The sequence below is a fragment of the Ramlibacter lithotrophicus genome (genome assembly GCF_012184415.1).
GTDB lineage: Bacteria > Pseudomonadota > Gammaproteobacteria > Burkholderiales > Burkholderiaceae_C > Ramlibacter > Ramlibacter lithotrophicus.
On the sequence record NZ_VTOX01000001.1, the window covers coordinates 201,598 to 220,683 of the forward strand.

Annotated in this window: 22 protein-coding genes; 15 read left to right on the forward strand and 7 right to left on the reverse strand. The window is 70.4% G+C overall.

Annotation, left to right across the window (positions count from 1 at the left end; all coding sequences use genetic code 11):
- Positions 1–36: 36 nt before the first annotated feature.
- The 8 genes from hflK to RAMLITH_RS00960 all read left to right on the forward strand — a co-directional run bounded on the left by hflK (position 37) and on the right by RAMLITH_RS00960 (position 7,452).
- A complete protein-coding gene (gene hflK, locus RAMLITH_RS00925) occupies positions 37–1,377 on the forward strand; it encodes an FtsH protease activity modulator HflK (RefSeq protein ID WP_168105465.1) in 1,341 nt (446 codons plus the stop codon).
- A 15-nt stretch (positions 1,378–1,392) separates the two neighbouring features.
- Positions 1,393–2,298 (forward strand): protease modulator HflC, encoded by a 906-nt coding sequence (hflC, locus tag RAMLITH_RS00930; protein ID WP_168105466.1) that lies wholly within the window; start codon positions 1,393–1,395, stop codon positions 2,296–2,298.
- Positions 2,299–2,301: 3 nt separating this feature from the next.
- Complete coding sequence (locus RAMLITH_RS00935) at positions 2,302–2,490, forward strand: DUF2065 domain-containing protein (RefSeq protein WP_168105467.1); 189 nt, start codon at positions 2,302–2,304, stop codon at positions 2,488–2,490.
- Positions 2,491–2,607: 117 nt separating this feature from the next.
- Positions 2,608–3,765 carry an ATP phosphoribosyltransferase regulatory subunit gene (locus RAMLITH_RS00940; RefSeq protein ID WP_168105468.1) on the forward strand — a complete coding sequence of 386 codons (1,158 nt, stop codon included), beginning with the start codon at positions 2,608–2,610 and terminating at the stop codon, positions 3,763–3,765.
- A gap of 118 nt (positions 3,766–3,883) precedes the next feature.
- The gene (locus tag RAMLITH_RS00945) at positions 3,884–5,212 is read left to right on the forward strand and encodes an adenylosuccinate synthase (protein WP_168105469.1); all 1,329 of its coding nucleotides are present in this window, start codon (positions 3,884–3,886) and stop codon (positions 5,210–5,212) included.
- A 69-nt stretch (positions 5,213–5,281) separates the two neighbouring features.
- Positions 5,282–5,806 carry a phosphoribosyltransferase gene (locus RAMLITH_RS00950; protein WP_168105470.1) on the forward strand — a complete coding sequence of 175 codons (525 nt, stop codon included), beginning with the start codon at positions 5,282–5,284 and terminating at the stop codon, positions 5,804–5,806.
- 202 nt (positions 5,807–6,008) lie between these two features.
- Entirely contained in the window at positions 6,009–7,208 is a 1,200-nt protein-coding gene (locus RAMLITH_RS00955; protein WP_168105471.1) for a PLP-dependent transferase, read from the forward strand.
- A gap of 67 nt (positions 7,209–7,275) precedes the next feature.
- Entirely contained in the window at positions 7,276–7,452 is a 177-nt protein-coding gene (locus RAMLITH_RS00960) for a hypothetical protein (RefSeq protein WP_168105472.1), read from the forward strand.
- 3 nt (positions 7,453–7,455) lie between these two features.
- Here RAMLITH_RS00960 and mnmH read toward each other — a convergent pair whose 3' ends face one another.
- On the reverse strand, positions 7,456–8,514 hold the full coding sequence (mnmH, locus tag RAMLITH_RS00965; RefSeq protein WP_168105473.1) for a tRNA 2-selenouridine(34) synthase MnmH: 1,059 nt from the start codon (positions 8,512–8,514) through the stop codon (positions 7,456–7,458).
- Positions 8,511–9,182 (reverse strand): arylesterase, encoded by a 672-nt coding sequence (locus tag RAMLITH_RS00970; RefSeq protein ID WP_181017731.1) that lies wholly within the window; start codon positions 9,180–9,182, stop codon positions 8,511–8,513. The genes mnmH and RAMLITH_RS00970 overlap by 4 nt, the downstream gene beginning before the upstream one ends.
- Between RAMLITH_RS00970 and RAMLITH_RS00975 the strand changes: the two genes are divergently transcribed.
- The 4 genes from RAMLITH_RS00975 (at position 9,181) to RAMLITH_RS00990 (ending at position 11,761) form a co-directional block, all read left to right on the forward strand.
- Positions 9,181–9,870, forward strand: coding sequence for an ABC transporter ATP-binding protein (locus RAMLITH_RS00975; RefSeq protein WP_168105475.1), 690 nt, complete (start codon positions 9,181–9,183; stop codon positions 9,868–9,870). The genes RAMLITH_RS00970 and RAMLITH_RS00975 overlap by 2 nt on opposite strands.
- An 8-nt stretch (positions 9,871–9,878) precedes the next feature.
- The gene (gene rlmB / locus RAMLITH_RS00980) at positions 9,879–10,613 is read left to right on the forward strand and encodes a 23S rRNA (guanosine(2251)-2'-O)-methyltransferase RlmB (protein WP_168105476.1); all 735 of its coding nucleotides are present in this window, start codon (positions 9,879–9,881) and stop codon (positions 10,611–10,613) included.
- Between the two features lie 80 nt (positions 10,614–10,693).
- On the forward strand, positions 10,694–11,410 hold the full coding sequence (locus RAMLITH_RS00985) for an SIR2 family NAD-dependent protein deacylase (protein ID WP_168105477.1): 717 nt from the start codon (positions 10,694–10,696) through the stop codon (positions 11,408–11,410).
- Positions 11,411–11,761 carry a hypothetical protein gene (locus tag RAMLITH_RS00990; protein WP_168105478.1) on the forward strand — a complete coding sequence of 117 codons (351 nt, stop codon included), beginning with the start codon at positions 11,411–11,413 and terminating at the stop codon, positions 11,759–11,761.
- Positions 11,762–11,797: 36 nt separating this feature from the next.
- On the opposite strand, the gene RAMLITH_RS00995 is transcribed toward RAMLITH_RS00990, so the two are convergent.
- Together RAMLITH_RS00995 and RAMLITH_RS01000 are read right to left on the reverse strand one after the other, a co-directional pair.
- The gene (locus RAMLITH_RS00995; protein ID WP_168105479.1) at positions 11,798–13,453 is read right to left on the reverse strand and encodes a sensor histidine kinase; all 1,656 of its coding nucleotides are present in this window, start codon (positions 13,451–13,453) and stop codon (positions 11,798–11,800) included.
- Between the two features lie 129 nt (positions 13,454–13,582).
- Complete coding sequence (locus RAMLITH_RS01000; RefSeq protein WP_202883216.1) at positions 13,583–15,229, reverse strand: formate--tetrahydrofolate ligase; 1,647 nt, start codon at positions 15,227–15,229, stop codon at positions 13,583–13,585.
- 114 nt (positions 15,230–15,343) lie between these two features.
- Here RAMLITH_RS01000 and RAMLITH_RS01005 point away from each other — a divergent pair, with 114 nt between their 5' ends.
- Genes RAMLITH_RS01005 through RAMLITH_RS01015 form a run of 3 tightly spaced genes read left to right on the forward strand, consistent with a single transcriptional unit; the run spans position 15,344 to position 17,038 of the window.
- Complete coding sequence (locus tag RAMLITH_RS01005) at positions 15,344–15,802, forward strand: DUF2784 domain-containing protein (protein WP_238343968.1); 459 nt, start codon at positions 15,344–15,346, stop codon at positions 15,800–15,802.
- Entirely contained in the window at positions 15,802–16,557 is a 756-nt protein-coding gene (locus RAMLITH_RS01010; RefSeq protein ID WP_168105480.1) for an alpha/beta hydrolase, read from the forward strand. The genes RAMLITH_RS01005 and RAMLITH_RS01010 overlap by 1 nt, the downstream gene beginning before the upstream one ends.
- 28 nt (positions 16,558–16,585) lie before the next feature.
- Positions 16,586–17,038 (forward strand): PaaI family thioesterase, encoded by a 453-nt coding sequence (locus RAMLITH_RS01015; protein WP_168105481.1) that lies wholly within the window; start codon positions 16,586–16,588, stop codon positions 17,036–17,038.
- Here RAMLITH_RS01015 and RAMLITH_RS01020 read toward each other — a convergent pair.
- Genes RAMLITH_RS01020 through RAMLITH_RS01030 form a run of 3 tightly spaced genes read right to left on the reverse strand, consistent with a single transcriptional unit; the run spans position 16,994 to position 19,066 of the window.
- Positions 16,994–17,566, reverse strand: coding sequence for a chromate transporter (locus tag RAMLITH_RS01020; protein ID WP_238343969.1), 573 nt, complete (start codon positions 17,564–17,566; stop codon positions 16,994–16,996). The genes RAMLITH_RS01015 and RAMLITH_RS01020 overlap by 45 nt on opposite strands.
- Entirely contained in the window at positions 17,563–18,156 is a 594-nt protein-coding gene (locus RAMLITH_RS01025) for a chromate transporter (protein WP_168105482.1), read from the reverse strand. The genes RAMLITH_RS01020 and RAMLITH_RS01025 overlap by 4 nt, the downstream gene beginning before the upstream one ends.
- A 7-nt stretch (positions 18,157–18,163) precedes the next feature.
- Positions 18,164–19,066: a DMT family transporter gene (locus RAMLITH_RS01030; RefSeq protein WP_202883217.1), complete on the reverse strand. Its 903-nt coding sequence runs from the start codon at positions 19,064–19,066 to the stop codon at positions 18,164–18,166.
- Positions 19,067–19,086 lie beyond the last annotated feature (20 nt).

Below are 19,086 nucleotides of genomic sequence, written 5' to 3' on the forward strand. Positions count from 1 at the left end.
CACAATGCGGTTGTTACAAAGAAGAGATCCACGCGCATGAACCTCCCACTTCGCAACCTGTCCTGGGCCGGGCTGAAGGGCCGCTTCTGGGGCATGTTCAACCTGAACGACCCGCGATGGGGGCGCGGCGAGGACGGCAAGCAGCCCGAGAACAACCGGCCCGACAAGCCAGAGGGCGGGGGCCGTGGGCCCAACCAGGGCCCGCCCGACCTCGATGAACTGTGGCGCGACTTCAACCGGCGCCTGGGCGGCCTGTTCGGCGGCCGCCGGCGCGGCGGCGGGGACGGCGGCGGCTTCGGCGGCGGCAATTTCCAGCCCGACATGAAGAGCGCCGGCATCGGCGCCGGCCTGGTCGCCGCCATCGTCGTGCTGATCTGGCTGGGCACCGGCTTCTTCATCGTGCAGGAAGGCCAGCAGGCCGTGATCACGCAGTTCGGGCGCTACAAGTCCACCGTCGGCGCCGGTTTCAACTGGCGGCTGCCGTACCCGATCCAGCGCCACGAGCTGGTGTTCGTCACGCAGATCCGCTCGGTGGATGTCGGCCGCGACGTCGTGATCAAGGCCACCGGCCTGCGCGACTCGGCGATGCTGACCGAGGACGAGAACATCGTCGAGATCCGGTTCGCCGTGCAGTACCGGCTGAAGGACGCCCGGGCCTGGCTGTTCGTGAGCAAGAACCCGGCCGAGGCCGTGGTGCAGGCCGCCGAGACGGCGGTGCGCGAGGTGGTCGGCAAGATGCGCATGGACTCGGCCCTGGCCGAGGAGCGCGACCAGATCGGTCCGCGCGTGCGCCAGCTGATGCAGGAGATCCTCGACCGCTACGGCATCGGCGTAGACGTGGTCGCGATCAACCTCCAGCAAAGCGGCGTGCGCCCGCCCGAACAGGTGCAGGCCGCGTTCGACGACGTGCTCAAGGCCGGCCAGGAGCGCGAGCGCGCCAAGAACGAGGCGCAGGCGTATGCCAACGACGTGATCCCGCGGGCGGTCGGCTCGGCCTCGCGCCTGACGCAGGAAGCCGAGGGCTACAAGGCGCGGATCGTGGCCCAGGCGCAGGGCGATGCGCAGCGCTTCAAGTCGGTGCTGACCGAGTACCAGCGCGCGCCTCAGGTCACGCGCGACCGCATGTACCTGGACACGATGCAGCAGATCTACAGCAGCGTCACCAAGGTCCTGGTGGACTCGCGGCAGGGCGGCAACATGCTGTTCATGCCGCTCGACCGGATCCTGCAGCAGGTGGCGCAGGGCGGCGCGGCGACCGTCGTGCCGCCGCCGGAACCCGGCGCTGCGCCGGGCTCGGCGCCCGCGGCGCCGGCGTCGGGCATGACCGACTCCCGCACGCGAGACGGCGGCCGCAGCCGCGAGCGCGAGACGCGCTGAGCGAAGGACAGGACAATGAACAGAATCGGATTCATGGTGACCTCGGCGCTGGTGGCGCTTGCGCTGCTCAGCTCCATGCTGTTCGTGGTGGACCAACGGCAGTTCGGCGTGGTGTTCGCGCTCGGCCAGATCAAGGAAGTGATCACCGAGCCCGGGCTCAACTTCAAGCTGCCGCCGCCGTTCCAGAACGTCTCGTACATCGACAAGCGGCTGCTGACGCTGGAGAGCCCCGATACCGAGCCGATGCTGACGCTGGAGAAGCAGCGCGTGGTGATCGACTGGTACGTGCGCTGGCGCATCATCGATCCGTCGCAGTACATCCGCAACGTCGGCCTGGACGAGGCCGCCGGCGCGAACCAGCTGAGCCGGGTGGTGCGCAACGCGTTCCAGGAAGAGGTCAACCGCCGCACGGTGCGCGAACTGCTGTCGGCCAAGCGCGAGCAGGTGATGAACGACGTCCAGCGCGAGGTACTCGAGGTGGTCAAGGGGGCCAAGCCCTGGGGCATCGACGTGATCGACGTGCGCATCAACCGCGTCGACTATGTCGAGGCGATCACCGAATCGGTCTACCGCCGGATGGAAGCCGAGCGCAAGCGCGTCGCCAACGAGCTGCGCTCGACCGGCGCGGCCGAGGGCGAGAAGATCCGCGCCGACGCCGACCGCCAGCGCGAGGTGACCATCGCCAATGCCTACCGCGACGCGCAGAAGATCAAGGGCGAGGGCGACGCCCAGGCGGCGGCCGTCTACGGCGAGGCCTTCGGCCGCGACCCGCAGTTCGCGCAGTTCTACCGCAGCCTCGAGGCCTACAAGGCGACCTTCAACAAGAAGGGCGACGTGATGGTGCTGGACCCGGCAGGCACCGAATTCTTCAAGGCGTTCCGCGGCAGCGGCGCCGCCGGCCAGGCACCGGCGAAGAAATAGGCCTTGGACGGCGATACCTTCTGGGTCGCGCTGGGGCTCGTCCTGGTGCTGGAGGGGCTGTTCCCCTTCGTCTCGCCCGGCGGGTGGCGCCGCACCTTCCTGCGGCTGCTGCAGTTGCAGGACGGGCAGCTGCGCTTCTTCGGCCTGTGCAGCATCCTCGGCGGGCTGTTGACGCTGTGGCTGTTCGGGTGAGGCCGGCGTCAGGCGCGCCCGCCGCCGCGAAGTCCCGAACGCAGCGGGCCGCGCCCCGCTCAGCCGGAGGCCGCACTGCCGGCCGGTAAAATAGCCGTTTTCACAGCGCCCCTCCACATGTCCGCCTGGGTCCTGCCGGATCACATTGCCGATGTTCTGCCCGCCGAGGCCCGGCTGATCGAAGAACTGCGCCGCGAACTGCTCGACACGGCTTCCGGCTACGGCTACGAGCTGGTGATGCCGCCGCTGCTGGAGCACCTCGAGTCGCTGCTCACCGGCACCGGCGAGGCGCTGCGCCTGCAGACGTTCAAGGTGGTCGACCAGCTCTCCGGGCGCACCATGGGCCTGCGTGCCGACAGCACGCCGCAGGTCGCCCGCATCGACGCCCACCTGCTCAATCGCCAGGGCGTGGCCCGCCTGTGCTACTGCGGTCCCGTGCTGCACACGCGGCCCGACCGGCCCCACGCCACGCGCGAGCCGCTGCAGTTCGGCGCCGAGATCTACGGCCACGCCGGCCTGGAAGCCGACCTCGAAGCCCTGCTGCTCGCGCTCGACTGCCTCAAGGCGGTGCAGGTGCGCGACCTCACCGTGGACATGGCCGACACGCGCATCGTGCGCGCCCTGCTGGCCGGACTCTCGCTCTCCGACGACGCGGTGGCGCGGGTGCACGCCGCGCTGGCGGTGAAGGACGCAGGCGAACTGGCACGCCTCGCGAAGGAATTCCCCGCCGCGGTCCGCGAGGCGCTGCTCGCGCTCGTGTCGCTCTACGGCGACGAGCAGGTGCTGGACGAGGCGCAGGGCCGCCTGCCCGACCTGCCGGGCCTGCGCGAGGCGCTGGCCAACCTGCGGTGGCTCGCCGGCCACCTGCAGGGCGCGAAGGTCAGCTTCGACCTCGCCGACCTGCGCGGGTACGCGTATTACACGGGACCGCGTTTCGCGATCTACGCGTCCGGCGCCAGCGATTCGCTGGTGCGCGGCGGCCGCTACGACGAGGTGGGCGCCGTGTTCGGTCGCAACCGCCCGGCCGTCGGTTTCAGCCTGGACGTGAAGGAACTCGTGCCCGTGGCGGCGCGGCGGCCGCTGCGCGGCGCCATCCGGGCGCCGTGGGCCGACAACGGCAATGGCGGCGCGCTGCGGGCGGCCATCGCCGCGCTGCGCAGCCGCGGCGAGACCGTGGTGTGCGCGATGCCGGGCCACGAGAGCGAAGCCGACGAGTTCCTCTGCGACCGCGAACTTGCGCGTGCCGGCGACCAGTGGGTCGTGAAGGCCATCTGAAGTATGTTCACCCCCACGCTTGCCGCTGCGCGTCTGCGCTGCCCCCCGAGGGGGCCGTCAGTCGCCTTGGGGCGGCCCGGCGGCGACTGAATCCGAATTTTTCTCCCGAAAGCATGCGATGACGAAGACAAAGGGCCGCAACGTGGTCGTGGTCGGCACCCAGTGGGGCGACGAAGGCAAGGGCAAGCTGGTCGACTGGCTGACCGAGATGGCGCAGGGGGTCGTGCGCTTCCAGGGGGGCCACAACGCCGGCCACACGCTCGTGATCAACGGCGTCAAGACCGCGCTGCACCTGATCCCCAGCGGCATCATGCGCCCGGGCGTCAAGTGCTACATCGGCAACGGCGTGGTGCTGTCGATGACCAAGCTGCTGGAGGAAATCGAGGGCCTCGAGAAGGCGGGGGTCGAGGTGCGCTCGCGCCTGCGCATCAGCGAGGCCTGCCCGCTGATCCTGCCGTTCCACGCCGCCATCGACGTCGCGCGCGAGTCGCTGCGCGAGCAGGGCGGCAGCGAGAAGATCGGCACCACGGGCCGCGGCATCGGCCCGGCCTACGAGGACAAGATCGCCCGCCGCGCGTTGCGCGTGCAGGACCTGAAGCACCCCGAGCGCTTCGCCGAGAAGCTCAGGACGCTGCTGGAACTGCACAACTTCGTCCTGACGAAGTTCCTGAACGCGCCCGCCGTCGAATTCCAGCCGGTGTTCGACGAGTGCATGCGCCAGGCCGCGATCATCCGGCCGATGATGGCCGACGTCTCGCGCGAGCTGAACGAGGCGCACGTCCACGGCGACAACCTGCTGTTCGAAGGCGCGCAAGGCACGCTGCTGGACGTCGACCACGGCACCTACCCGTATGTCACCTCCAGCAACTGCGTCGCCGGCAACGCGGCGGCCGGCGCCGGGATCGGCCCGGGCATGCTGCACTACATCCTGGGCATCACCAAGGCGTATTGCACGCGGGTCGGGGGCGGGCCGTTCCCGACCGAGCTCGAATGGGAAAAGCCCGGCACGCCGGGCTGGCACATGTCCACCGTCGGCGCCGAAAAGGGCGTCACCACCGGGCGCAGCCGCCGCTGCGGCTGGTTCGACGCGGCGCTGCTCAAGCGCAGCGCGCAGGTCAACGGCCTCTCGGGGCTGTGCATCACCAAGCTCGACGTCCTCGACGGGCTGAAGGAGCTGCAGCTGTGCACCGGCTACGAGCTGGACGGCCAGCACACCGACATCCTGCCGATGGGCGCCGACGAGATCGCCCGCTGCAAGCCGGTGTACGAAACCATGGCCGGCTGGACCGAAAGCACGGTGGGCGTCACCGCCTACGACAAGCTCCCGGTGAACGCGCGTCTGTACCTGCAGCGCATCGAGCAGGTGACGGGCGTGCCGATCCACCTGATCTCGACCGGCCCCGACCGCGAGCAGACCATCCTGATGCGCCACCCGTACCTGGCGTGATTCCCTTGCCGCCCCGGCGCCGGCGCGAGCGGCGGCGGGGCGCGCCACTCGAAACCTGGAGACCTCCGAATGTTGACGGAAGACGGCAAGCACCTGTACGTGAGCTACGACGAGTACCACAACCTGATCGAGAAGCTCGCGATCAAGGTGTACCAGTCGGGCTGGCAGTTCGACACCATCCTGTGCCTGGCGCGCGGCGGCATGCGCCCCGGCGACATGCTCTCCCGCATCTTCGACAAGCCGCTGGCGATCATGTCGACCAGCTCGTACCGTGCCGACGCCGGAACGGTGCAGGGGCACCTGGACATCGCGCGCTACATCACGACGCCCAAGGGCGAGATCGCCGGCCGCGTCCTGCTGGTCGACGACCTGGCGGACTCGGGCCACACGCTGCACGCCGTCGTCGACCTGCTGCGCAACAACTATCCGCCGATCACCGAACTGCGCACGGCGGTGGTCTGGACGAAGGGAATGTCGAAGTTCACAGCCGACTATTCGGTGGAATTCCTGCCGACGAATCCCTGGATCCACCAGCCGTTCGAGGTCTACGACAGCATGGGGCCGGAGAAGCTGCTGGCGAAATGGAGTCACTGAAAAAGTCGCGCACGACTTTTTCCAGTGGCCTGATCAGTGTGAAGAGGACCGGCGAAGCCGGATCCTCTCCACAAGAGGGACCGCCCTGCACGCTGTTCCGTGCGGTCCACGTGCCGCTGCGCGGTGGGCCCTCACCCCAACCCTCTCCCGCCGGCGCGAGAGGGTTGGGGTGAGGGTGGGGCGGCCCGGTACCATTGCGTGCATGAGCTCCCCCATCACCGACCTCATCCACCATCCTTACGCCCCTCCCGCCGGCTTTGCCGCGCCGCAGCCCGGCGTGTTCAAGGCCTCGACGGTCATCTTTCCCAATGTCGCCGCGATGCGCGCGCGGGACTGGAAGCAGAAGGGCGGCTACACCTACGGCCTGCACGGCACGCCGACCACCTTCCTCCTCGAAGAGCGGATCGCCGCGCTGGAAGGCGGCAAGCACTGCCTGCTCGTTCCCAGCGGGCTGGCCGCGATCGCCAACGTTTCGCTTTCGCTGCTGGGCGCCGGCGACGAGGTCCTGGTCCCGGACAATGCCTACGGTCCCAACAAGGCGCTGGCCGAAGGCGAGTTGCAGCAGTGGGGCATCACGCACCAGTTCTATGACCCGATGGATCCGGCGGATCTGCAGTCGCGCCTGGGCCCGCGCACGAAGCTGGTCTGGCTGGAGGCTCCCGGCTCGGTGACGATGGAGTTCCCCCCGCTGGCGCGGCAGGCCGCCATCTGCCGCGAACGCGGCGTCACCACGGCGCTGGACAGCACCTGGAGTTCGGGCCTGGCCTACAACGGTTTCGACCTGGGCGGCCCCATGGGCAGCGGCGCCGACATCGTCGTGCACGCCCTCACGAAATATCCCAGCGGCGGCGGCGACGTCCTCATGGGCGCGGTGGTCACGCGCGACGACGCCTTGCACCTGAAGCTCAAGCTCACGCACATGCGGCTGGGACTGGGTGTCGGCGCCAACGACGCCGAGGCGATCCTGCGTTCGCTGCCGAGCCTGGCGCTGCGCTATCACGCGCAGGACCAGGCGGCGCGCCGCCTGGCCGCCTGGCTGCGGCAGCGGCCCGAGGTGGCGCGGGTGCTGCACCCCGCGTTCGAAGGCTCGCCCGGCCACGCGCACTGGCAGGCCACGTGCGGCGCGGATGGCGCGGCGGCGGGGCTGTTCTCGGTCACCTTCCACGAGCGCTACTCGCCGCGGCAGGTGGACGCCTTCTGCGACGCGCTGGAACTCTTCAAGCTGGGCTACTCCTGGGGCGGGCCGGTAAGCCTGGTGGTGCCGTACGACCTGGCCACCATGCGCTCGGCCAGGTTCGGCGGCACCCTGTGCCGCGGGATGCTGGTGCGCTTCTCGGTCGGGCTCGAGGCGGTGAGCGACCTCCAGCTTGACCTGGAACACGCGCTCGCGGCCCTGGGATGACCCTGGGTGCCGGCGGCCGCTGATATCGCGTACATTGGGCCTATCACTGGATAGGAGCGGAACACCTGTGGCTACACCCAATTACGGTTACGAGAAACGGCAGAAGGAACTTGCCAAGAAGCGCAAGAAGGAGGAAAAGCTCAAGGAGAAGGCCGCCCGCAAGTCGGCGCCGGGCGACGCCAATGCCGCTCCCGACGAATCGGGGCTGGAACCGCAGCCGCCCGCCCTGCCGCCGGAGCGGTGATCCTCAGGCCGTGCGCGCCAGTTGCGCGGCGACCTCTTCCATCGCCGCGACCGAGCGGTCCCTTGGCGCGATCACCGGCGCCGCCTCGTAGCGGCTGAAATTGCGGCGGATCGACGCCGCGTAGCCCGGGTCGTAATGCTTGAACAGCAGTTCACGCACCACGTTCTCGATCCGTCCGGCCGCGACCTCGTCCTGCCATTCCTGCACCACGGCCTTGCCCCGCAACTCGGCGAGCGCGGCCAGCCGCTGGCGGAAGAGGTCTGGATCGCGAACGAAGAAGTCGTACTCCTCCAGCAGCAGTCCGACGCGTTCGTCGTCGGCGAGCTCCAGCCGCAGGCATTCGCTGGCCCGCATGCGCTCGATCAGCGCCTCGGGCACGGCCACGTTGCCCACCTTGCGGCTCTCGCTCTCCACGAACACGGGGCGGCCCGGATCGAATCGCCGCAACCTGTCCCACACCAGCGTGTCGAACGCCTTCTGGGTCGGCTGCGGCTGCCCGGGAATCAGGCCCAGCACCGAGCTGCGGTGACTGGCCAGCCCCTCGAGGTCGAGCACCTGCGCGCCGGCACGTTCCAGCGCGTGCAGCAGGCGCGTCTTGCCGGCACCGGTCGGCCCGCAGACGACCCGGTACTGCAGCCGCTGCGCCAGCGCCGGCAGGGCCGCCAGCACGCTGCCGCGGAACGCCTTGTAGCCGCCTTCGACGACGCTGACGCTGAAGCCGATCTGCCCCAGGACCAGGGCGAGCGAGCCGCTGCGCTTGCCGCCGCGCCAGCAGTAGACGAGCGGCTGCCAGTCCTTGCCCTTGTCCAGCACCTCGCGTTCGATGTGCCGGGCGATGTTGGCGGCGACCAGGGCAGCGCCGCGCTTGCGCGCCTCGAACGGGCTGACCTGCTTGTAGATGGTGCCAACCTCGTGCCGCTCCGCGTTGTCCAGGGACGGCCAGTTCACGGCGCCCGGCAGGTGGTCTTCCGCGTATTCGGCCTCGCTGCGGGCATCGAGGATCGCGTCGAACCGCTCCAGCCGCTCGATCGCCTCCGCGGCGCTGATCGTGTGCACGCTCACGGCTTGGGCTTCCGCGCCGGCTGCACGGCGGCGACCAGCTTCTTCAGTTCCGGCCAGACGTTCTCCAGCATCCGGCGCTGGGCGCGTTCGTTGGGGTGGATGCGGTCCTGCTGGAACCAGTGCAACGGGTCAGGCGCATCGGCCACGCCCTTCAGCAGGAAGGGGACGAGTGCTGCCTGCTGCGCCTTCGCCACCTGCTGGTAGAGGGAGGCGAAGCGCGTCGCATAGTCGGCGCCGTAGTTCGGCGGCATCTGCATGCCGACCAGCAAGACCCGGGCGCCCGACTCGCGCGCGGCCTTCGCCATCGCCTCCAGGTTGCGCTGCGTCATCTCCAGCGGCAGGCCCCGCAGCGCGTCGTTGCCTCCGAGTTCGAGGACCACCACGGCCGGCTGGTGCTGACTCAGCAGCGCCGGCAGGCGCGAGCGGCCGCCCGAAGTCGTGTCGCCGCTGATGCTGGCATTGACCACGCGCGCCGGGAGGCCCTCGGCCGCCAGCTTCAATTCCAGCAGGGCGACCCACCCAGTGCCCCGTCTCAGGCCATACTCGGCGCTCAGGGAATCTCCCAGCACCAGGACGGCCGGCGCCGGCGCGGCCATGGCTGGCAGGCCGGCCGCGCCGGCGAGGAAGGCCGCGATAAAGTGACGGCGGCCCCACGATCTCAACAACATGTCTGATCCAATCATCTCCGTCGAGCATGTCTTCAAGTCGGTCACCGACTCGACGGGCACCCTCGACATTCTGCGCGATATCGATTTCACCCTGGCGCGCCGGGAAACGGCGGCCATCGTGGGCGCGTCCGGCTCGGGCAAGAGCACGCTGCTGTCGATCATCGCGGGGCTCGACACGCCCACCCGCGGCACGGTGCGGCTGGACGGCGAGGACCTCTTTTCGATCGGCGAGGATGCCCGTGCCGCGCTGCGCGCGCGCAAGGTGGGTTTCGTGTTCCAGAGTTTCCAGCTGCTGGCGAACCTGACGGCGCTGGAGAACGTGATGCTGCCGCTGGAGCTGGCCGGCCAGCGCGAGTCGCGGCGGCTGGCCACCGAGATGCTGCGCCGCGTGGGGCTGGGGGAGCGCCTCGGACACTATCCGCGCGTGCTCTCCGGCGGCGAGCAGCAGCGGGTGGCGCTGGCGCGGGCCTTCGTGGTCGAGCCGGCCGTGCTGCTCGCCGACGAGCCGACCGGCAGCCTCGATTTCGCGACCGGCGAGACCGTCATGGAGCTGATGTTCGCGCTCAACCGCGAGCACGGCACCACGCTGCTGCTGGTGACGCACGACACCGCGATCGCCACCCGCTGCGAGCGGCGCATCACGATCGAGGCCGGGCGCATCGCGGATCCGGCGGCGCTGGCCGGATAATCGGCCGCATGTCCGCCCCCAAGGTCCTGTTCGGCTTCCACGCCGTCGGCGTGCGCCTGAAGACCGCGCCGCAATCCATCGTCGAGATCTACTACGAGCCGACGCGCCGCGACGCCCGGATGCGCCAGTTCCTGGAACGGGCGCGCGAGGCCGGCGCGCGGCTCATCGAGGCCGACGGCCTGCGCCTGGCCAAGCTGGCCGGCAGCCACGGCCACCAGGGCGTGGCCGCGCGGGTGACGGCCCTCGCGACGGCGCACTCGCTCGACGACCTCCTGGACGGCGTGCAAGGGCCGCCATTGCTGCTGGTGCTCGACGGCGTGACCGACCCGCACAACCTCGGCGCCTGCCTGCGCGTGGCCGACGGCGCCGGCGCGCATGCCGTGATCGCGCCCAAGGACCACGCGGTGGGCATCAATGCCACGGTGGCCAAGGTGGCGAGCGGCGCGGCCGAGACGGTGCCGTATTTCATGGTCACCAACCTGGCGCGCACGCTGGGCGAGCTCAAGGAGCGCAACATCTGGTGCGTGGGCGCCAGCGACGACGCGCCGCGCACCATCTACCAGGCCGATTTCAAGGGGCCGCTGGCATTGGTGCTGGGCGCCGAGGGCGCCGGCATGCGCCAGCTCACGCGCAAGACCTGCGACGAGCTCGTCGCGATCCCGATGCGCGGCGGCGTGGAGAGCCTGAACGTTTCCGTGGCCAGCGGCGTCTGCCTGTACGAGGCGCTGCGGCAGCGGTCATGAGCGCCGCACGGCCGCCCGAAGGCGCGAAGGCCCCCTCTGGGGGCAGCGACCCACGTAGTGCGACGCGCGGGGGAGTCATGATGGCGGAGCAGGTCCGCGAGTGGGTGCGCGCCGCGCGGCATGTCGTCGTGCTGACCGGCGCCGGCATGAGCGCGGAGTCGGGCGTGCCGACGTTCCGCGACTCGCAGACCGGCCTGTGGGCGAAGTTCGATCCGCAGCAGCTGGCCACCGAGGACGCCTTCCGCGCGAATCCGGCGATGGTGTGGGACTGGTATGCGCACCGCCGCGAGGCGATCGCCAAGGTGCAGCCCAACGCGGGGCATCGCGCACTGGCCGGTTTCGCGCAACGCCACCCCGGGCGGCTGACGCTCGTCACGCAGAACGTCGACGGTCTGCACCAGCGGGCCGGCAGCGAAGGCGTGCTGGCGCTGCACGGCAACATCGCGCAGGACCGGTGGCTGGACACTCCCCGCAATTGCTGCAACGCCGACGCCGCGGCGGCCGGCAGTCCTCCGTATTGCGATCGCTGCGGCAACATGCGCCGGCCGGCGGTCGTCTGGTTCGGCGAGATGCTGCCGGTCGACGTGCTGGAGGCCGCCGAAGCCGCCGCCCGCCGGAGCGACCTGATGCTGGTGGTCGGCACTTCCGGCATGGTGCATCCCGCCGCGGGCCTGCCGCGCCTCACTCAGGGTCGCGTGGTGGTGATCAACCCCGGCGATACCGTGCTCGACGCCGCCGCCGAAGTGGTGCTGCGCGGTACCGCCGCCACGCTGCTGCCGAAACTCCTGGAGGATTGAATGCTTTCTCCCTTTCCTGCCCGTGTCCTGGCCGTCGCAGCGGCCGCAACCTTGCTGCTTGGCGCCTGCACGCAGGAGCAGCAGAACAAGCTGGGGCGCGGCATCCAGAACTGGACCGGCACCAACGGCGTGATCGAGGTCTATGCCGGCGAGAAGCTGGTGCGCCGCTGGCTGCAGGTCGACAAGGTCAGCACGGCGATGGGCACCAGCGACAATGCGCCGCGGGCCTATCGTTTCGGGTACGGCGTCCTCGACGAGAACCTGAATTTCACGGTGGATCCCGGCGAGAAGAAGGTCTACTTCGAGGTGAGCGACTACAGCACCTACGTCTTCTTCGAGAACCCGCGCTGAGGTCGCCGAGGCGCTTGCCGGGCGCGTGACGCGCGGTCAGCCCGGGGCCGGCCGGTGGGTTCCCTCCGGGGCGGTGCAGCCCAGGTGGATCTCCAGCGTGCTCACCCCCGTCTCGATGCGTCCGCCCATGCCTTCGATGCGGCGCCGCGCGGACTCCAGGCGCGGATCGGCTGTGGGCAGGCGGCAGTGGCCGGCGGCGGTGGTCGAGAAGCGCAGCGTCACCTCCTGCCCGTCGGACCGGGTGGCCACCACGAGCGCACGGTCCGCACCGGGCTCCTGCTCGCAGGCCTCCTCGAGCGCCTGCAACAGCCCCATCAGGACCTCCGTCAGGTGGTCCGGGACACCCTGGCAGGCGGGGAGCCGCTCCCCGAGCCGCAACTCGATGGGCGTGCCGCCGAAGCGCTTGTCGAACGCGAGGAAGCCGCACACCGCCCGGACCAGCTGGTTGATGTCCAGCGCTTCCGGCGTTTCCCGGCCGGCCGTCGCGAAATCGGTGATCCGGCGCGTCATGTCGGCGATGCGTGCGGTCTGCTCCACGATCATCTTCGGCGAGGCGGCGTCGAAGTCGCCGGCTTCCCGCCACTGCGCGATGTCCTGTGCCAGCCCGGAGATGATCGCCAGCGGATTGCCGACCTCGTGCGAGACGTTCGCGGCCATGGCGGCCATGGTCGCCATCTTGTCCTTGTGCCACTGCTGCTCGCGCAACGCCGCCTGTTCCCGCGCGCGTGCCTGCTCGTCGATGATGCGCTGGCCGTTGCGCACGAAGAACAGCAGTGCGCCGTAGATGAACACCAGCAGCGCGGCGATGGTCAGCAGCAGCTTCGTTGCATTGGCCGCCACCGTGCCCTGGTTGCGTTCCGCCGCTTCCTCCAGCCGCACCTGGTTGCGCGCGGTGGCCTCCTGGATGCGCGACGACGCGCCGTCGATCTGCCGCAGCAGCGGCGTCACGTCGGAATAGATCTCGAACACGCCGCTGACCACGCCCCCGGGCCCGGGGACGGGGACATAACTCTGGAGCAGGTCGCGGTTCTCGACCTCGCCCTCGAACGCGCTGAAGCGGTTGCGGTGAACCAGTTCGCTGGCCGGGGTGCCGGTGGCCGCGGACTGCCAGCCCGCGTTGCCGGCCTTGTCCTCCCCGACCTGGACCGACTCCGACGAATACACCGTCAGCCCGCGCAAGTCGTAAACCTTGACCTTGAACACCGTCGTCCCGCGCATCAGGGCGCGCGCGGCAGCGTCCGCGGCCGCGAAGCCCGGCAGGGCGATGATCCGTGCGCCGATGTCCCGGAGGCACGCCTGCTGGGCCTGCGCGGCCGCCGGCATGCCGCCCGCGCCCAGCCGGCGGCACTCGTCGAGTGGCATCGACCGGGCCTGGTCCACCAGCGGGGCGATGCGCGACGACCACAGCGCATTGGCGAATACGTGCGTCAGGGCGATGTGGCTGCCCTCGTGCACCGCCACCAGGTTGCCGCGGGCGGTGTCCCTCTGCTCGCGCAGCAGCTGCGCCTGCACCTCGGCAAAGAAGGCGCTCTGCTCGCGCTGCACCGACGCGAAGAACTGCTGCTCGCCCCGCTCGAGGAAGTACAGCGCGACGCCGAGGACGACGAAGGCGACGAGGCTGGTGGCGGTGAAGTAGCGCGTGAGCTGGAACGGCGCCGGCGGCGGCGACGGATCCCCGGGCCGCGTGTTCATGCGGCCTGCCATCCCAGGAACGGGCAGGCGCCGTGGCGGCACCGGGCGGTCATCACGCGGCGAGTCTACTGAACAACGCGGCGCCGGCCCTTTGCGCCATGTCAACGCCGTGACAGGGCCCCGGCCGCGTCAGCCCAGGCCGATGATGTTGCCATCGTCGTCGACGTCCATCCGGGAAGCTTGCGAGACGCGCGGCAGGCCCGGCATCAGGAGCACGGTCCCGGCCAGGACCACGATGAAGCCTGCGCCCGCCGCGAGGAAGGCGTCGGAGACCGTCAGCGTCCAGCCGGACGGCACGTTGCGCAGCGCCGGATTGTCCGAGAGCGACGACGGCGTCTTGGCCATGCACACCGGCAGGTGGCCGAACCCGGCCGCCGCGAACATGGCCAGCTTCCTGCGCGCGGCGGATTCGAAGTGGATTCCGTCCGCGCCGTAGATTTCCCGGGCCACCAGGCCGATCTTCTGTTCGAGCGTGAGCTCGCGGTCGTACAGCGGCCGCACCTGGCCGAGGTCCACGCCGTCGGCGGCCGCCATCACCTGGTCGGCCAGTTCCAGCGCGCCCGCCCCGCCTTGTTCGAAGACGTCGATGGCGGCGCAGGCGACGCCGCGGTCGCGGCAGAAGGAGCCGATGGTCCTCAGCTCCTCTTCCCTGTCCCCGGGAAAGCGGTTGATCGCCACGATCACCGGCACGTTGAACTTGCGCAGGTTCTCGATGTGCCTGGCCAGGTGCGGCAGGCCGCGCCGCAGCGCGGCCGGATTCGCGCCGGCGGCGTCCGCCGGCGAGGAGCCCTGGTGCACCAGGGCGCGCACCGTGGCGATCAGCACGGCGCAGGCGGGCCGGATGCCGCACGCCGGCATCACCAGGTCGAAGTACTTCTCGGCCCCGAGGTCGGCGCCGAAGCCCGCCTCGTTGACCACGTAGTCGGCCAGGTTCAGCGCGATCTTCTGCGAGATCACGCTGCTCGTGCCGTGGGCGATGTTGGCGAACGGCCCGGCGTGCACGAATGCCGGCGTGTGTTCCGTCGTCTGCACCAGGTTGGGCATCACGGCTTCGTTGAGAAGGACCAGCAAACCGCCGGTGGCGCCGATGTCCCCGGCGCGCACGATTCCGCCGTCGACGTTCAGGCCGATCACGATGTCGTTCAGGCGCCGGCGCAGGTCCTGGCGCGAGCTGGCCAGCGCCAGGATCGCCATCAGCTCCGAGGCCGCGGTGATCACGAAGCGGCTCTCGCGCGGCACGCCGTTGGCCTTGCCGCCCAGGCCGACCACGATGTGGCGCAGCGCCCGGTCGTTCATGTCGATGGTGCGCGGCCACCAGATGTTGTCCACGTCGATGCGCAGGGCGTTGCCGTGGTGGATGTGCGAGTCGATCGCGGCCGCCAGCAGGTTGTGCGCGGACGTGACGGCGTGGATGTCGCCGTTGAAGTGGAGGTTGATCTGCTCGCTCGGCAGCACCCTGGAGCGGCCGCCGCCCGTGGCGCCGCCCTTCACGCCGAACACCGGGCCCAGCGAAGGCTCGCGCAGCGTGACGATCGACTTGCGCCCGCGTCGGGTGATGGCCTGCGCCAGCCCGATGGAAACGACGGTCTTGCCTTCGCCGTGCGACGTCGGCGTGATCGCGGTCACCAGGACCAGCTTGCCTCGCGGGGGTTGCGGCGGGGCTTCGAGCAGCGCGAGGCTCAGCTTGGCGGTGTACTTGCCGTAGTAGTTCAGGTGGTCTTCCGTGATTCCCAGGGAGTCGGCGATCTCCTTGACGGGCAGCATCCTCTCGGTCATGGACGGATCGTAGGCAGTGGATCCACGGTCGGGTTTGATCTGACGCAGCACGGGCGCGCCAGACGAGCGACCCGGTCGGTACGGTGCTGTCGCCGGCAGGACCACAATGTGCGGATGGGCCCCGCCTGCAAGCGCCGCCCGCCGCCCATGTCCACGCCGCTCGCCTACCGATTGCTTGCCGACGCCGTCCTCGCGCTGCATGTCGCCATCGTGGTCTTCGTGGCGGGTGGCCTCGTGGCGGTGCTGGCGGGCAACTGGCGCGGCTGGGGCTGGGTCGATCGCCTCTGGTTCCGGGCGAGCCACCTGGCCGCCATCGGGATCGTTGTCGCCGAGGCCTGGGCCGGTGCCGTCTGCCCGCTGACGACGCTGGAAACCTGGCTGCGGGTGCAGGCTGGTGGCGGCGGCTACGGCGACAGCTTCATCGGGCACTGGCTGCAGCGATTGCTGTACTACGACGCGCCGCCGTGGGTCTTCGTCGCCGCCTACACGGCGTTCGGCGTCGCGGTGCTCGCCGCCTGGTGGCTGTTTCCGCCGCGCCGCGCCGGCGACCGGCGGCACGAGGCGGCGCCTTGATGCGGATGCTCCTGACGCTCCTGCTGCTCGCGGTCGCGCTGTACGCCGCCGCCTGTGGCGCCGTCCTGCTGCTGCAGCGGTCGATGATCTACTACCCGCAGCCGGCGGCGGGGCGTCCCCCGGAGCGGCTGCAGCTGGCCGTCGACGGCGCACAGGTGGTGGTCTCGGTGCAGCCGCGCCCCGGCGCCGGAGCGGTGCTGTATTTCGGCGGCAACGCGGAGGACGTCTCGCTGAGCCTGCCCGAACTGGCCGCCGCCTTCCCGCGACGCGCCGTGTACGCGGTGCATTACCGCGGCTACGGCGGCAGCACCGGCGCGCCGTCGGAGCGGGCGCTGCACGCCGACGCGCTGGCCCTGTTCGACCACGTGCGCGCGAGCCATCCGGAAGTGCTGGCGGTGGGCCGCAGCCTCGGCAGCGGACTGGCCGTGCGGCTGGCGTCGCAGCGCCCCGTGTCGCGCCTGGTGCTGGTGACGCCGTTCGACAGCCTGCCGTCGCTGGCCGCGCCGCTGTTTCCGTGGCTGCCGGTGCGCTGGCTGCTGCTGGACCGGTACGACTCTGCAGGGCTGGCGCCGCGGATCGCGGCGCCGACGCTGATCCTGGCCGCCGAACGCGACGAGGTGGTGCCGCGCGAGAACACCGAGCGCCTGCTGCGCGAGTTCACGCCCGGCACGGCGAAGATGGTCGTGATCCCCGCGAGCGGCCACAACACGATCTCCGCGAGTCCGGCCTATAGTGCGGCCCTGCGGGCGCTCTGAAGCCGCGCCCGCGCACCAAGGAGACAAGATGCTGTCGATGGAAACGATGGACAGGCACATCGCCCCGCTGTTCCCCGGGCTGATCGGCGTGAAGCTGGTCGAAATGACGCCCGAGCGCGTGGTGGCGCACCTGGCGGTGCGGCCTGACCTGTGCACCGCGGGAGGGATCATGCACGGTGGCGCCTACATGGCGTTCGCCGACACGCTGGGCGCGATCGGCACCGTGGTGAACATGGAGCGCGGCAAGCGCACGACGACGACCGATTCCAGCACCAAGTTCATCGGCGGCGCGAAGTCGGGCACGACCGTCGTCGGCGAATCGATCCCGCTGCACCGCGGCCGCACGACGCAGGTCTGGCAGACCTCGATCAGGACCATGGAAGGCAAGTTGTGCGCGGTGGTCACGCAGACCCAGCTGATCCTGGAGGCGCCGGCCTCACACCAGCCCGAACCACCCCAGCAACGCGCCGGCGCCCAGTAGCCACAGCAGGTGTACCTTGGTGCGCCACACGATCACCGTGGCGGCGGCCGCCACCAGCCACACCGGCCAGTTGTCCAGGCGATAGCCGTTGCCGGTCGCCAGGATCCAGCCGGTGGCCACCAGCAGCGCGATCACGATCGGGGTCATGCCTTGCTTGAACGCGCGCACGTCGCGCCGGTTGCGGTTCTCGTGGCCCCAGCGCGTGGCGAAGTAGGTGAGGGCGGTGCTGGGCAGCATGATCCCGCCCAGGCACAGCGCCATCCCCAGCATGGCCGGGCCGATGCCGCCGGCATTGAGGCCGACGTTCCAGCCCATGAGGGCCACGAACAGCACGTTGGGCCCGGGCGCGGACTGGGCGATGGCGATCGAGGCGCCGAACTGCGCGTCGGTCAGCCACCCGCGCTCGTCGACCAGGTAGCGGTGCATGTCGGGCGCGGCGCTGACGGCGCCGCCGACAGTGAGCAGCGATAGTGCGAGGTAGTGGACGAACAGGCTGAGCCAGTCGCCGAAGTCCATGGCGATGCTCATGCCGCGTGTTCCGGCAGCTTGCGGTACGTCAGCACGCAGGCGAGGCCCCCGACGCCGAACAGCATGTACACCAGTGGCAGGCGCGCCAGTGCGATCCCGGCGAAGCAGGCGAGGGCGAGCGCCACCGACAGCGGCACGCCGAGCGGATGCCGGCGCAGCGCCGGAGCCAGCTTCAGCCCCGTGGCGGTGATCAGCCCCGCGGCGACGGCGCCCATGCCGCGCAGGGCGCCGGCCACCTGCGGGTTGCCGGCGAAGCGGGTGTAGACGAGAGCCAGGCACAGCACGACGATGAGCGGGCACACCAGCATCCCGGCGACGCCGGCCAGCGCGCCGCGCCAGCCGAAGTAGCGGCTGCCGATCATCAGCGACAGGTTCACGACGTTGGGTCCGGGCAGGGTCTGGGCCACCGCCCAGTCCTCCACGAACTCCTCGCGCGTGAGCCAGCGCTTCTTCTCGACGAGTTCGCGCTGGACGACGGCCAGCACGCCGCCGAAGCCCTGCAGGGCGAGGATCGTGAAGGAGAGGAACAGGTCGGTCAGCGACTGCGGCTGCGGGCGCTTCTCGGAGAGCGCTTCGGGCGGGGACATCATCGCGCGATTATCGCGGCCGCGGCGGCCCCGCGCGGGTCGCGACCCACAGGGCCAGCGCGATCACCGCCAGGGCGCCGATCGCGGCCGCGGGCAGGCGCTCGCCGAGCACGGCCCAGCCGAGGAAGGCGGCCGTCACCGGATTGAGCGCCAGGAACACGGTGACGCGGGTGGGCGACTCGTGCTTCAACGCGTACAGCCACCAGAAGTAACCGACGCCGCTGGAGACGCCGATGAACGCCACGGCTGCCCATGCGGGCGCGCTGATGCCCGCGAGCCGCTGCGGCCATTGCTCGGTAGTCGCCAGCAGCGCCAGGAAGACGACCGAGGCCAGCATCGCAAAGGCCGACACCGGCACCGTCGGATAGCGCCGCAGGAAAGGCCGGTACAGCACGCTGCAGGCGGCGCCGGTCAGGGCGGCAGCGGCGACCGCCAGTTCGCCCCACCAGTGGTTGGCGCCACTGGCGGCGGTGCCGAGCTTTGGCCCGAGCGCGAGCGCCACGCCGGCGATCGACAGCAGCACGCCGACAAGCAGTTGCCAGGTGATGCGTTCCCGACCGAGCGCCGCCGCCAGCAGCAGCGTGAGCAGCGGGAACAGGCTGAAGATCAGGGCCGCCTGGGCAGCGCCCACGTGCTGCAGCCCGAAATTGAGGAGCGCGATCAGGATGCCGAACTGGCCGATGCCCAGCGCCGCCATCGCGAGCAGGTCGCGCCACCGGCTGCCGGCCACCGGCGCGAGCGACGGCGACCCGAGGGTGCGGATCGCCTCGCGCCAGGCGAACGGCAGCAGGCAGACAAAGCCGATCGCGTAGCGCAGCATCGCCAGCGTGAGCGGCGGCACCTCGGCGACGGCAAACCGCGAGGCAACGATCGCGGCGCCCACCTGCACGCCCGTGGCCGCGGCCGCGACCAACGGCCAGTTGACGCGCCGTG